Source organism: Pseudomonas sp. GL_135 (assembly GCF_057834665.1).
On record NZ_CM174408.1, the window covers coordinates 1,692,767 to 1,705,917 of the forward strand.

A 13,151-nucleotide genomic window follows, 5' to 3' on the forward strand; every position below is an offset into this window, starting at 1 on the left:
GGCCGGTTTGTGCGCCACCCATTTTGCGGTGTGACGAATGACGACTTCCCGGCTGAAGCCGATCCCACAAGCCGAGACGTCCAAGGATTCCGGTGCACGCGCGATCAGGCGTTGAAGCCGATAATCGCCTTGGTCTCCAGATATTCTTCAAACCCCATCACGCCGTACTCCCGGCCATTGCCCGAGCGCTTGTAGCCGCCGAAGGGCGCCATCGGGTCCCACGCCGGGTGGTTCAGGTGCACTTGCCCGGCGCGAATGCGCGAGGCGACGGCGCGGCCCAGTTCGAGGTCCTGCGCCTGCACGTGGGCGCCCAGGCCGTAGACCGTGTCGTTGGCAATTGCCACGGCTTCGTCGATGGTGTCGTAGGCGAGGATACACAGCACCGGACCGAAGATTTCCTCCTGAGCGATGCGCATGGCTGAGTCGACCTCGGAGAACACCGTTGGCTTGGTGTAATAACCTTTTTCAAACCCCGGCACCCGGCCCGGCCCGCCGCACAGCAGTTTCGCGCCTTCGCTGATACCGGCCTGGATCAACGCCTGGACGCGGCTGAACTGGGCCTCGTTGGCAATCGGGCCGAGTTGGGTGTCGGGGGATTGCGGGTCACCGACGATCAAGGCGTTGGCGGTGTCGGCGGCCAGTGCTTCGACTTCGGCGAGGCGGGCGCGGGGCACGATCATGCGGGTCGGTGCACTGCACGACTGGCCGACATTGCGTAAGGCCGACATCACCCCCAGCGGCACGACCTTGGCAAAGTCGGCGTCAGGCAGCATGACGTTCGGCGACTTGCCGCCCAGCTCCTGCGTGACGCGCTTCACCGTGACCGCCGCCGCTTGTGCGACGAGGGCTCCGGCACGGTTCGAGCCTGTGATGGAGATCATGTCGATGTCGGGGTGGGCGGCGATGGCGGCGCCGACGTCCGCACCGCTGCCGTTGACCAGATTGAACACGCCGGGAGGCAGGCCGGCGTCGTGGACCAGTTGGGCGAATAGCAGGGCGCTCAACGGCGACAGCTCGCTGGGTTTCAGCACCACCGTACAACCGGCGGCGAGGGCCGGCGCGACTTTGGCGGTGATCTGGTAGAGCGGCCAGTTCCACGGCGTGATCAGGCCGCAGACGCCGATGGCCTCGCGTTCGATGGCGGTGCTGCCTTCAACGGTTCTGAAGGGGTAGGTGGAGAGCAGATCCCGGGCGACCCGCACGTGTTCGGCGGCCAGCGGCACCTGCATGGCGCGGGAGAAACTGATGGCCGCGCCCATTTCCAGGGACAGGATCTGGGCGAGGGACTCTTTGCGCTCAAGGATGAGTTCGTGGATTTTGCCAAGGATCGATGCGCGTTCTTCCACCGGTGTTGCTGACCAGCCAGAGAAGGCAGCGCGGGCTGCGGCGACGGCGCGATCAACGTCCTCGGCCGAACCCCGCGCGACCTCGGCGACCACCTCTTCAGTGGCCGGATTGACCACGGGCAAACTGGCGTGGATAGCGGGGGATATCCACTCGCCGTTGATGTAGAACTGCCCGGCGTTTTGCAGCTCGATGCCGTGGGTATTTGAAGCGTATGAGGTCATCCAGCTAGCTCCCTGGAGCGGTGATAAGTGCTGCGAACAGCGAGTCCTGACGTCTCGATACGCTAACAAACCGGCCCAGGCAAAAGATGCCGTTGTTGCGGTCTGCAAGGGAGAATCTGCTGAATCCGCCTGCGTGTGCGCCATCAATTTCGCAGCGTGACACCTGACGCTTTCCCGGCTAAAGCCGGTCCCACAAGGGATTGCGTAAGCTGCCTGATTGGCGGGATGCATGCGGTCTGTTTTTCGTAGGCCGGCTTTAGCCGGGAACAGGCCCGCATGTGCACCCACAGTTTTGCGGCGTGACGCTCGACGCCTTCCCGGCTAAAGCCAGTCCTACAGTCGAGGTCATGCCGGAGATCCTGAATGCACGCGATGTGTTTTCGTAGGACCGGCTTTAGCCGGGAAGAGGCCCGTGTGAGCGCCATCAATTATGCAGTGTGGCGCCTGACGCTTTCCCGGCTGAAGCCGGTCCTACAAATGGCGGTGCGCCTTGCAACGTTCACCCAATCGCCTGGGTCACCATCGCAAACTGGGCAATGCCATCCCGTGACTCCGGCGGTTCACCCAGCACCATGCGGGGCGCGCGATCAACGCATGGCAGCCCCAGTCCTTCCAGCCAATCCACCAGACCGCATTCAGCCAGAATGTCGAAACGCACAAACGCGCCGGGGATCAGGCCCAGCAGGTGCGTGATCATCTGTTTTGCCTGCGCCAGATCCTGCCCAACCACCGGCCCAATAAGATGCCCGCGACCAAAACGACGGAGCAGGGCGCATCCCTTCAGTTGCCCGTCCACCTCGATGCCCACCACGCACTCCGCCATCGGCAGCAGATCGTTGAGCACCGCCGTGCGGTCCAGCCCGCTGCCAGCGTTGGCCAGTTCGATCACCTGCGGGTATTCGGCCTGGGTCACCTCACGACAGCGTGCTTCTCCCGTCGAAGCCAGAACCGGCGGCAACTGCGGCACGCCCTGATGCTGCTGAATCCGCGCGTATTCGACGAAACCCATGCTCACATACAGCGGCGCCCCCGATTCAGTGGCATTGAGGATCGGCGTACGCGGCGCGGCGGCGTCCAGGCACAGGTTCATCAACTGGCGGCCAATGCCTTTGCTCTGGTGCTGATCATTGACGATCACCAGCCCGATGGAGGAATAAGCCCCCTGATGGCAAGCAAACGCCACGCCCACCAATTGCCCTTCACGTTCAGCCACAAAGCCCTCGGACGTGCGCTGGACCATCGCCCAGTCTTCCTCGCGATGGGGCCACTTCAATTGCACGGAAAGCGCGTGGGCAGCCGGCATGTCGGCCGCCGTGGCCGTGCGATAAACGTAGGCGTCGCTCATATGAGTTTTCCTGTGCTGAGAAGGCTTGTTGCCAGTTGCGGTACGAGTGATGGCTGAGTAAACCGGCGGATGTCGAAGGGACTGATGGACGTGCTGGTGCTGCCGGTGCTGATCAGTTCGGCCATTACGTCGCCGACGCCAGGGCCGAGTTGGAAGCCATGGCCGCAGAAGCCGAAAGCGTAAAACAGCCCGTCGACCATGCCGCTGCGGCCCATGACCGGCAGCGAGTCCGGCGTGTAGCTTTCGATACCGCTCCAGGTGCGGATGATGTTGAGCTTCTCGGCGCCGGGAACCAGCCGTTTCATCTGGCGCATCTGATTGATCAGGCTTTCAGGCTTGAAAAATGCCCGACGGTTGACCATGTCCGGCGCACAACGGGCGCCGCCACCGATGATGATGTTGCCGCGGGGAATCTGCCGAAAGTAGATCACCTCTTCCTTGATCTTGGTGAACACGCCGATCACCGTCGGCAACGCGTAGGGCACCGGCTCGGTCACCGACATCTGCGGGCCGTTGGGTTCCAGAGGCACGGCCTCATCGAACTGTTGCGACAGTTTGGTCGCCCACGCGCCGGCGGTGATCAACAGCTGCTCGGCGACGAACAATTGCCCGTCGGTGGTGGTGACGTGGAACTGTCCGCCGACCTTTTGCACGTCCGCGACTTCGGTGCGCTCCTCAATGCGTGCGCCAAGCCGACCGGCCGCGCGGGCAAATGCCGGGGCCGCCAGACGCGGGTTGGCGTGACCGTCGTGAGGCGCGTAAGAGCCGCCCTTGACCTCTGCGCCGAGGAAGGGAAACCGCTCGTGCAGCTCTGAACCGCGATAGATTTTCAGGTCCAGTTGCTCGGCTTCCGGTGCAGCGGCATAAGCCTCCAGCTCGGCGATTTCGTCCTCGCGATAACACACGCGCATGTGCCCGCTGGGGATGAATTCCAGGTCGTCGTCGATCAGCTCCGGCAGACGTTTCCACAATCCCCACGACCGGTTTGCCAGTTCGAGCTGGCCCAGATAACGACCTTGGCGACGGACGTTGCCAAAGTTCACGCCGCTGGCGTACTGACCGATCTGGTCCCGTTCCAGCAGGGTCACCGAGCGGCCGCGCCGTTGCAGAAAAAACGTCGAGGAGGCGCCCATGACGCCGCCGCCGATTACCAGCACATCGCTTTTTTGCGGGGTCATGAAGGTTCCTCACGCAGGTTATGGGGTTGCAGGCCACGGGCTACGGCTTCTATCTCAATCAGGTAACCGTGATGCAAAACCGGGACTGGCACCACAGCGCGGGCGGGCCGATGCTCACCCAGGCACTGCGCATAGAGTCGGTCAAACGCCGGCCAGTGTTCAATTCCCACCACGTAGACCGTGACTTTCAGCAAATCGCTTGGGCCCAGGCCCGCTTCCCGGAGGATGGCCATGAGGTTGTCGAGGGCAATCGAGGCCTGCACTTCGAACGGCTGATCGGCGCTGTGCTCGCCGTTGGCCCGCACCGGCAACTGCCCGGACACGTACAGCAAGCCGCCGTAAGCCACTGCTTGGGAATAGTGTCCGCCCGGCGCCGCTGCGTGGGGCGTGTGAATGATCTCGATGTCACCAGCCATGCAGACGACTCCAGGTGTGCACCGCGCCCTCGGCGTCGAGGGCGTGATAGTCCGGAAACTGTGCGCCGGTGGCGCATGCGTGGTTGGGCAGAATGCGCAGGCGACTGCCAATGGGGAAACGCGTGGCGAGGTCGGTACTGTCGGCGTCGCCCAGGGTAATGATCCCGTGCTCCTGATTGGCGCCGGTGACCAACGCCCCTTCGATCCACTCGCCCGTTTCAGTGCACACCTGGCCGTAACCGAAATCGTGACGCTGACGCTGGGTGCCGCGATCACGACTCATGGCCATCCAGCCGGCGTCGGTGATGATCCAGCCCTTTTCCTGCTGATGGCCGATCACCGTGGTCAGCACGCTCAGCGCCAACTCGTCGGCCTGGCAGACGCCGATGTTGTGCATGACCAGATCGAAAAACACATACACACCGGCACGTACTTCCGTCACGCCATCCAGATTCAGGGCGGATAGGGCTGTGGGCGTGGAGCCGATGCTGACGTCCGGGCAGTCCATCCCGGCGTCACGTATGCGTTGAGCAGCCTGAACGCAGAGTGCGCGCTCCTGTTCGGCGAGGGCTTGCAGGGCTTCGGGGTTGTCGAGTTCGTAGCTGGAACCGGCGTGGGTCATCACGCCGCGCAGCTGCACGCCGCCTTCGCTCAGGATGCGCGCGACGTCGATCAGCGCTGGGTCCTCAGCGGCGAGGCCCGAGCGATGGCCGTCGCAGTCGACCTCAATCCAGACGGGGAAGCGTTCGTCGTGCTCCTTCGCGAAGGCGACGATGGCATGGGCGCCCTGAACGCTGTCGGTGAGCACGCTCAGGTTGCAGCCGGCGCGCCGCAGCGCCAGTGCCTGATCCAATTTGCCGGGCGCGATGGCGACCGCGTACAACACGTCGCTGATGCCCTGGTTGAAACAGTGCTCGGCTTCTTTCAGGGTCGAGACCGTCACGCCCCTCGCACCGGCCGCGATCTGCGCCTGAATCACCGGCAGGCATTTGCTGGTCTTGACGTGGGGACGCAACCGCACGCCGAGGCTGTTCATGCGCTGCTGCATGCGCTGGATGTTGCGCTGCATGCGCGGGACGTCCACCAGCGCGGCGGGGGTGTCGAGAGAAGCGATCGGCGTAGACATGACGGAACTCGGGTGGCGAGGGACAGGCTGCACTCTACTCAGCTGTCGTTAAGGTGTGGTTCAATCCAGCCTCATCAATCATTAAGTAAAAGTGAATGATCTCAATCGAAGACCTGCGCCTGGCGGTCGCCCTGAGCCGTGCCGAATCCCTGAGCGCGGCGGCCAGAGCGCTCAATGTCTCGCCGCCGGCGCTGTCCATGCGCCTGCGTAAACTGGAGACCTTGCTGGGCCTGACCCTGGCCAACCGGGACGCCCGCCGCTTGAGCCTGACGGCCGACGGCGAACGCTTCTCCCGGGAAAGCGCGCTGTTGCTGGAACAGCTCGAAGCGCTACCGGAATCCTTCCGGCAAAAGGACGAAAGACTGGTCGGCACGTTGCGGCTGGCGGCGCCGTTTGGCTTCGGACGCCAGCGACTTGCACCGCTGCTGGCGCGTTTCATCCGGCTACATCCGCAGTTGTGCCTGCACCTGGACCTGCGCGAAACACCCTGGCCGGACCGGCACGACAGCGACGCCGTGATCCACATCGGCCACCTCAACGACAGCCTCTGGACCGCGCGGCAACTCTCACCCAACGAACGCTGGCTGTGCGCGAGCCCGGCCTACCTGCAAGCACACGGCGAGCCGACCTCGCCGGACCAACTCAGCGCCCACCGCTGCATCTGCATCCGTGAAAACGACGAAGACGTCACCCTGTGGCACCTGCGCAAAGGCGCCGCCCGCAAAACCCTGCGCATCGAACCGGCCCTGCTCACCAACGACGGCAGCGTCGCCCGCCGCTGGGCAGAACAAGGCCTGGGCCTGGTCCTGCGCTCGCAATGGGACGTCAGCGACGCCATCGCCAGCGGCAACCTCGTGCGCGTCCTCGCCGACTGGAACTTCGACAGCGCCCCGGTCAACCTCCTCGTGCCCTCCAGGAAATTGCGGAGTCCGAGGGTGCAGGCGTTGGTGGCGTTTCTGGAAGATGCGTTGAAGGTGTGAATAGTTGCACCGGCATCACGCCGATGATCGTTCCCACGCTCCGCGTGGTAATGCAGCTTGGGACGCTCCGCGTCCTTGACTGCACTTCCCGGCTGAAGCCGGTCCCACTAAAAGCGCGCGTAAATCAGTCAGACCGGTGACGCGGAGCGTCAGGGGATGCATTCCCACGCGGAGCGTGGGAACGATCAAGATCAAAGGCTTCCCGGCTGAAGCCGGTCCCACAAAAAAGCACCGCGTGGAGCCAGTGAGACCGGTGACGCGGAGCGTCACAGGATGCATTCCCACGCGGAGCGTGGGAACGATCAAGATCAAAGGCTTCCCGGCTAAAGCCGGTCCTACTAAGCGCTTTTGATCTTCATACGCAAAAAGCCCAGACACCGCAGAACGCGACTTGGGTGCAGGCCGAACGCAGACGACGCGGAGTGGGCCGAGCCGCATGGATGCGGCGAGAGCGCCGTCAGGACATGGATGTCCGTTCGGCGCGGGCCCACGGAGCGTCGTCGAAGTGAGGGAACCCTGACGAAGGAAGGGCCAAACCGAGAGCAGGCACTTTTGCTTACTTTTGGTGCTTTTCAAAAGTAAGTCGCCGAAGGCGAAACAGTCTGCCCCCAGGCAGACGCCCTTGATCCTGATCTTGATCTTGATCTTGATCTTGATCTTGATCTAAAGAGAGACGCCGAACTCACTTCACCGCATAGACCTTGCGCACATACACCGCACTGGTCCACGCACAAAACGCCCCCTTCACCACAAAAACCGTATCCCCCGGATTGACCGTCACCTCACCGCCCTCATCATCGGCCAGCGTCACACTCCCCTCCAACAGATGCATCAACTCATGCAACCGATGCGCACGACCATGGCGCTGATACGGCGTCGAATCCCAGATCCCAACCTTTAAATCCGTCACCTCATCATCGAACAGACTCAACGCCCGACACTGCGGCGCAGGCCCGACCAAAATCGGCGGCTCCAGCGTCGCAGACGGCTCCAGCCACGTATGCGCCGGCAACAGCGTCAAACCGGGGCGCGCAGGCGCGTTCTCCACATCCACCGCACAAAATGCCCACTCACTGCCACTGCTGGCATGCACCGCCACCCGACTGCCACGGCCAATCACCGCACTGTCGCCGACGCCCAACTCCAGCGTCTGCTCCGCGCTGCTCAAGACCACATGCCCTGCATGCACCACCAGCGTCTCGCTGTAGGGAAAGTCCTCGATCAACGCGTCGCCGGTGAACCGCACCAGCCCGGCCGACACCCCGTCATCGCCGCGCCACGCCACATTTCGCGCCTCGGCAAAAGGATCGAGGGCGCTCAACGGCGCCGAGTTGAAAGACGTCGCAACGCCGCTGCCATCAGCGCGCGCCAACAGCAAAATACCGGGAGATGACATAGTTGATGCTCCGTAAAAAAGTCAGCCGATCGCTTGAGTGATCAGCGCGAAAGGTTGCACGCCCTGGCTGGCCTCGGGCGGCGTGCCTCGGGCCATCTGCACCACGGTGTCGACGTTCTTCAGACCCGCCGTTTCCAGCCAGTCGCTGAGTCCGCAGGCCAAGGGGATGTCGATGCGCACAAAAGTGTCTGGCACCTGCGCAAGCAACACACCGATCAGGTGCTGGGCCTGATGGATGTTTTCCGCCACGACCGGCCCGATGCAGCGCCCGCGCCCGAACGGCCGCAGCAGGGCGAAACCGCGCAGTTGACCGTCACGCTCGATGCCCACGGCGTGCTCCACCTGCAGATCGCGCAGCACGTCGCGGCGATCCAGGCCGCTGGCGGCTTTGGCGAGGGCGAGCAGGGGGGCGTGATCGTCGGCAGTGAGGGCGCGGCAGGTTTCACCTTCGGCCAAGTCCTCAAGCGGCGGGACGATGGCCTGGCCCTGATGCTGCTGCACCCGGCCGAATTCGACGAAACCCTGACTGGCATACAACGGCTTGCCCGCGACGGTGGCGTTGAGAATCGGCGTACGCGGCTCGCACGCGGCGAGGGCCGTCTCCATCAAGCGGCGGCCAATGCCCTGGCCCTGATAGTCGTTGCTGACGATCACCAGGCCGATGGTCGCGAAATCACCTTGAGGGCAGACGAAGGCGCTGCCGATCAGGCGACTGCCGTCCATGACCACGAAGCCGTCGCTGACCCGATGCAACATCGCCCAGTCGTCCAGGCGATGGGGCCATTTCAGTTGCACCGACAGGTCATGGGCGGCGGCCAGATCGGCAACGGTCATCCGGCGGTAGGTATAAGAAGGGTGCGGCAGGGCGGACATGGCGAGGCTCCGTTATGCGTTATTCAGATAGCGCTGAGCGCCTGTATCCCACCTGATTAAAGGGCTGACAAGAGGGCGCGGGATATTCGGCAGATTCGTCCCGCGGCGGGGGACGGTACCCTACTTCGTACTTAAATCCGGGGTGAGGGCGGCAGCAAATGCCAGGGACGGATTTTATCGTTTCAGCCCCGATGATCGTTCCCGCGGTCTGAGTGGGAACGATCAACATTATCTGCCGCCGCAAGCCCCATTCTTAAGCCTTTCCACCCGGCAATCCTCACAAAAGCCCCCTAAAAGCGCACAAACACAGGCCCTGCCCAAGGCTGGCGCGCACCGCAAACTCTGCTGAGGTCAGCCACCAAAACGGTGGTTTGTATTGAGCACGGGTCGTTTTAGACGGCATATGCTGATTTCACAGTGATGTAATGAACCTGTGCTGCAACGAGGCCGACGCGCCGCCAGGGCAGCGAACGCTTGCCACACTCAACTGACTTCAGGACCGCACTCAATGAGCTTTCTTCGTCCCAAATTCATTACGTTCGACTGCTACGGCACGCTCACCAACTTCCACATGGGCACCATGACCCGCGAGCTCTTCGCCGACCGCGTCAAGCCTGAACAGATGGACCAGTTCGTCAAAGATTTTTCGGCCTACCGTCTCGATCAGGTCATGGGCGACTGGCAGCCGTACGACGTGATCCTCAAGACCGCCCTGGCCCGGACCTGCAAACGCTGGGGCGTCGAATACCGCGATGAAGGCCAGCTGTATTACGACGCGGTGCCGACCTGGGGCCCCCACGCCGACGTGCCGGCCGGTCTGTCGAAGATCGCCGACAAGATTCCCCTGGTGATCTTCTCCAACGCCAGCGACAGCCAGATCATGTCCAACGTCGACAAACTCGGCGCGCCGTTTCACAAGGTCTTCACCGCCGAACAGGCCCAGGCTTACAAGCCGCGTCTGGCAGCTTTTGAATTCATGCTCGACAACCTCGGCTGCGGCCCGGAAGACATCTTGCATGTGTCTTCGAGCTTCCGTTACGACCTGATGCCGGCCCACGACATGAAGATCAAGAACAAGGCCTTCGTCGCCCGCGGGCATGAAGTGCCGGCGAATGCGTATTTCGAGTACCAGCAAATCACCGACATCGGCGGGCTGCCGGCGCTGGTGGGCCTGTAACTCAAGCGCCGTCTCCCACGCCGTTTCAGCGCCGCCGTTTTCGCAATAAGGGGTTAAAGATGGGCAGTGAATCCTATTGGCTCGACACTTCACCGGCCTTCACCGGTGCCCAACTCGGCGGCTTGCCCGGGCAGGTCGACGTGGCCGTGATCGGCGGTGGATTCACCGGTCTGTCGGCGGCGCGGGCGCTGGCGCTCAAGGGGGCCAGCGTGGTGGTGCTGGACGCCGGTCGCGTGATCGGTGAAGCCTCCGGTCGCAACGGCGGCCAGTGCAACACCGGCGTGGCGCAAGACTACGCCGGGCTGCACGCCAGTCTCGGTGCGGCCAGAGCGCGGGCCTATTACCAGGCCTATGAGAGCGCGGTGCAGACCGTCGTGTCGTTGGTCGAGCAGGAAAGGATCGCCTGCGATCTGCTGCGCAACGGCAAGCTCAAGCTGGCGGCCAAACCCCTGCATTACGAAGGCCTGGCCCGCACCTGCGAGTTGATCCGCCAAGAGGTGGACGCCGACGTCGAGCTGCTGAATGCCGAGCAAACCCGTGCCGAAGTCAACTCGTCGCAGTTTCACGGTGGCTTGTTGCAGCGCAACGGCGTGCAAATGCACGTCGGCCGCTTTGGGGTCGGTCTGGCGGAAGCCGCTGCCCGGCGCGGCGCAATGATTTACCAACACACCCCGGTCAAGGACTGGAAGCCCCAGGCCGGCGGTTATCAGGTCAACACCGCCAAGGGCTCGCTGCACGCAGGCCAAGTGCTGCTGGCAACCGGCGCTTGCCAGCACGGCGACCTCGGCTGGTACCGCCGGCGGATCGTGCCGGTGGGCAGTTTTGTCATCGCCACGGAAGTCTTGCCCCAGGCGCTGATCGACGAGTTGTTGCCACAGCACCGGGCGTACGTGACCAGCCGCCAGATCGGCAACTACTTCCGCCTGACCCCGGACAACCGCCTGCTGTTTGGCGGGCGTGCGCGGTTTGCCATGTCCGACGGTGTGTCCGACGCCAAGAGCGGCAAGGTGCTGCAGGCGGCGATGCTGAACATGTTCCCGCAATTGGCCAACGTGAAAATCGATTACTGCTGGGGCGGTCTGGTGGACATGACGTCCGACCGTCTGCCCCGCGCCGGCCAGCACGGCGGCGTGTTCCATTCCATGGGTTACAGCGGCCATGGCGTGCAGATGTCCGTGCACATGGGCCAGGTCATGGCCGAGGTCATGGCGGGCAACGCAGCGGCCAACCCCTGGCGTGAACTGGAGTGGCCGGCGATTCCCGGGCACTTCGGCAAGCCGTGGTTTCTGCCGTTCGTGGGCGCGTACTACCGCTTGCAGGACTATTTGCACTGAATCATGCACTGAGCCTGCACTGAGTCGCCGCTGTACCGTCACCGTCGTCTGCGTTTCCAGGACGCTCCGGACATCCGTGAGCACTCGAATATCCCGATCATCGACAGGTAGCCTTGATATGACTGACCACAAAGACACCCCCGAGCTTATCTCCGGCCCAGACAGCCTGCGGGTATTCGAAGGCCTCAATCGCGGCATGTCGCGGCGCAATGCTTTGCAGATGCTCGGCCTGGCCGGTGTTGCCGCAGCGGGGGCGGGCAGCCTGTTCGGCAGCGCCGGCAAACTGTTCGCCGAAGAAGCCACCGCTGGCGGCAAGGGCAAACCGGGCGGCAAGATCCGCGTCGCCGGCATGTCCAGTTCCACCGCCGACACCCTCGACCCCGCCAAGGGCGCGCTGTCCACCGACTACGCCCGTCACTACATGTTCTACAACGGCCTGACCCGCTTCGATAAGCACTTGGTGCCGCAGCTGGAACTGGCCGAGCGCATCGACAATGTCGACGCCACGCTGTGGACCATCACCCTGCGCAAGGACGTGACCTTCCACAACGGCAAGAGCCTCGGTGCCGCCGACGTGGTGTTCTCCCTCAACCGCCACAAGGACCCGCTCACCGGTTCCAAAGTCATGCCGCTGATGGAGCAGTTCGCCGAAATCAAAGCCACCGGCCCGAACGAAGTGCAGATTCGCCTCAGCGCCGCGAACGCCGAACTGCCGTCGATCCTGGCCGTGTCGCACCTGCTGATCGTTCCCGAGGGCACCACCGATTTCAACAAAGGCATCGGAACCGGGCCGTTCACCGTCGGCGAGTTCAAGCCGGGGGTGCGTTCGGTGGCCGTGCGCAACAAGAACTACTGGAAACCGGGCCTGCCGTACCTCGACGAGATCGAATTCATCGCCATCGCCGACGAGCCGTCGCGGGTCAACGCGTTGCTGTCCGGTGACGTGCACATGATCAACGAGGTCAACCCGCGCTCCACCACGCGCATCGCCGCCAGCCCCAAACACCGCGTCGTTGATGCGCCGTCGGGCAACTACACTGACTTGATCATTCGCCAGGACCAGCTCCCCGGCAAAAGCCCGGAATTCACCCAGGCCATGAAACTGCTGCTGGACCGTGAACAGGTCAAATCCGCGGTCTTCCGTGGCTTCGCCGTGGTCGGCAACGATCACCCGATTGCACCGGGTTCGCGCTACTTCAACACCGACTTGCCGCAAACGGTCTACGACCCGGAAAAAGCCAAATTCCTGCTGAAGAAAGCCGGCATGGAAAGCATCACCATGCCGGTCATGGCATCGCCTGCCGCGACAGGTTCCGTGGACATCGCCGTGCTGCTGCAGCAATCGGCGAAACAGGCCGGGCTCAAGCTGGACGTTAACCGCCTGCCGAGCGACGGCTACTGGTCCAACCACTGGATGAAGCACCCGTTGAGCTTCGGCAACATCAACCCGCGACCGAACGCCGACGTGATGTTCTCGCAGTTCTTCCAGTCCAAGGCACCGTGGAACGAGTCCGGCTGGCAGAACGATCAGTTCGACCAGTTGCTGATGCTGGCCCGGGGGGAAACCGACGACGCCAAGCGCGCCAAGATGTACGGCGACATGCAGACCCTGGTGCACGATCACTGCGGCATCGGCGTGCCGGTGTTTATCAGCAATATCGACGGCGTCGACCAGCGCATCAAGGGCTACGACTCCAACCCGTTGGGCGGCTTCATGGGTTACATGTTCGCCGAGCAGGTGTGGCTGGACGCTTGAGG

11 protein-coding genes are annotated in these 13,151 nt (G+C 63.2%); 4 read left to right on the forward strand and 7 right to left on the reverse strand.

The window, feature by feature from the left end:
* Positions 1-104 precede the first annotated feature (104 nt).
* From AC3ISG_RS07745 to AC3ISG_RS07765, 5 genes are all read right to left on the reverse strand, one after another.
* Positions 105-1,568 (reverse strand): aldehyde dehydrogenase family protein, encoded by a 1,464-nt coding sequence (locus AC3ISG_RS07745; RefSeq protein WP_489298900.1) that lies wholly within the window; start codon positions 1,566-1,568, stop codon positions 105-107.
* 499 nt (positions 1,569-2,067) lie between these two features.
* Positions 2,068-2,913 carry a GNAT family N-acetyltransferase gene (locus AC3ISG_RS07750; protein WP_489298901.1) on the reverse strand — a complete coding sequence of 282 codons (846 nt, stop codon included), beginning with the start codon at positions 2,911-2,913 and terminating at the stop codon, positions 2,068-2,070.
* Positions 2,910-4,091: an NAD(P)/FAD-dependent oxidoreductase gene (locus AC3ISG_RS07755; RefSeq protein ID WP_489298902.1), complete on the reverse strand. Its 1,182-nt coding sequence runs from the start codon at positions 4,089-4,091 to the stop codon at positions 2,910-2,912. Before AC3ISG_RS07755 ends, AC3ISG_RS07750 begins: the two co-directional genes overlap by 4 nt.
* Complete coding sequence (locus AC3ISG_RS07760; protein WP_489298903.1) at positions 4,088-4,507, reverse strand: RidA family protein; 420 nt, start codon at positions 4,505-4,507, stop codon at positions 4,088-4,090. Before AC3ISG_RS07760 ends, AC3ISG_RS07755 begins: the two co-directional genes overlap by 4 nt.
* Positions 4,497-5,633 carry a DSD1 family PLP-dependent enzyme gene (locus tag AC3ISG_RS07765; RefSeq protein ID WP_489298904.1) on the reverse strand — a complete coding sequence of 379 codons (1,137 nt, stop codon included), beginning with the start codon at positions 5,631-5,633 and terminating at the stop codon, positions 4,497-4,499. The genes AC3ISG_RS07760 and AC3ISG_RS07765 overlap by 11 nt, the downstream gene beginning before the upstream one ends.
* Before the next feature lie 95 nt (positions 5,634-5,728).
* On the opposite strand from AC3ISG_RS07765, the gene AC3ISG_RS07770 reads away from it, so the two are divergent.
* Entirely contained in the window at positions 5,729-6,613 is an 885-nt protein-coding gene (locus AC3ISG_RS07770; RefSeq protein ID WP_489298905.1) for a LysR family transcriptional regulator, read from the forward strand.
* Between the two features lie 682 nt (positions 6,614-7,295).
* Here the strand turns inward: AC3ISG_RS07770 and AC3ISG_RS07775 are convergent.
* Both AC3ISG_RS07775 and AC3ISG_RS07780 read right to left on the reverse strand, forming a co-directional pair.
* On the reverse strand, positions 7,296-8,009 hold the full coding sequence (locus AC3ISG_RS07775) for a cupin domain-containing protein (protein WP_489298906.1): 714 nt from the start codon (positions 8,007-8,009) through the stop codon (positions 7,296-7,298).
* Between the two features lie 21 nt (positions 8,010-8,030).
* Positions 8,031-8,882 (reverse strand): GNAT family N-acetyltransferase, encoded by an 852-nt coding sequence (locus tag AC3ISG_RS07780; RefSeq protein WP_489298907.1) that lies wholly within the window; start codon positions 8,880-8,882, stop codon positions 8,031-8,033.
* Between the two features lie 508 nt (positions 8,883-9,390).
* Here AC3ISG_RS07780 and AC3ISG_RS07785 point away from each other — a divergent pair.
* From AC3ISG_RS07785 to AC3ISG_RS07795, 3 genes are all read left to right on the forward strand, one after another.
* Complete coding sequence (locus AC3ISG_RS07785; RefSeq protein ID WP_122535510.1) at positions 9,391-10,059, forward strand: haloacid dehalogenase type II; 669 nt, start codon at positions 9,391-9,393, stop codon at positions 10,057-10,059.
* A gap of 59 nt (positions 10,060-10,118) precedes the next feature.
* The gene (locus tag AC3ISG_RS07790; protein WP_489298908.1) at positions 10,119-11,393 is read left to right on the forward strand and encodes an NAD(P)/FAD-dependent oxidoreductase; all 1,275 of its coding nucleotides are present in this window, start codon (positions 10,119-10,121) and stop codon (positions 11,391-11,393) included.
* Positions 11,394-11,511: 118 nt separating this feature from the next.
* Positions 11,512-13,149: an ABC transporter substrate-binding protein gene (locus AC3ISG_RS07795; protein ID WP_489298909.1), complete on the forward strand. Its 1,638-nt coding sequence runs from the start codon at positions 11,512-11,514 to the stop codon at positions 13,147-13,149.
* Positions 13,150-13,151: the final 2 nt, after the last annotated feature.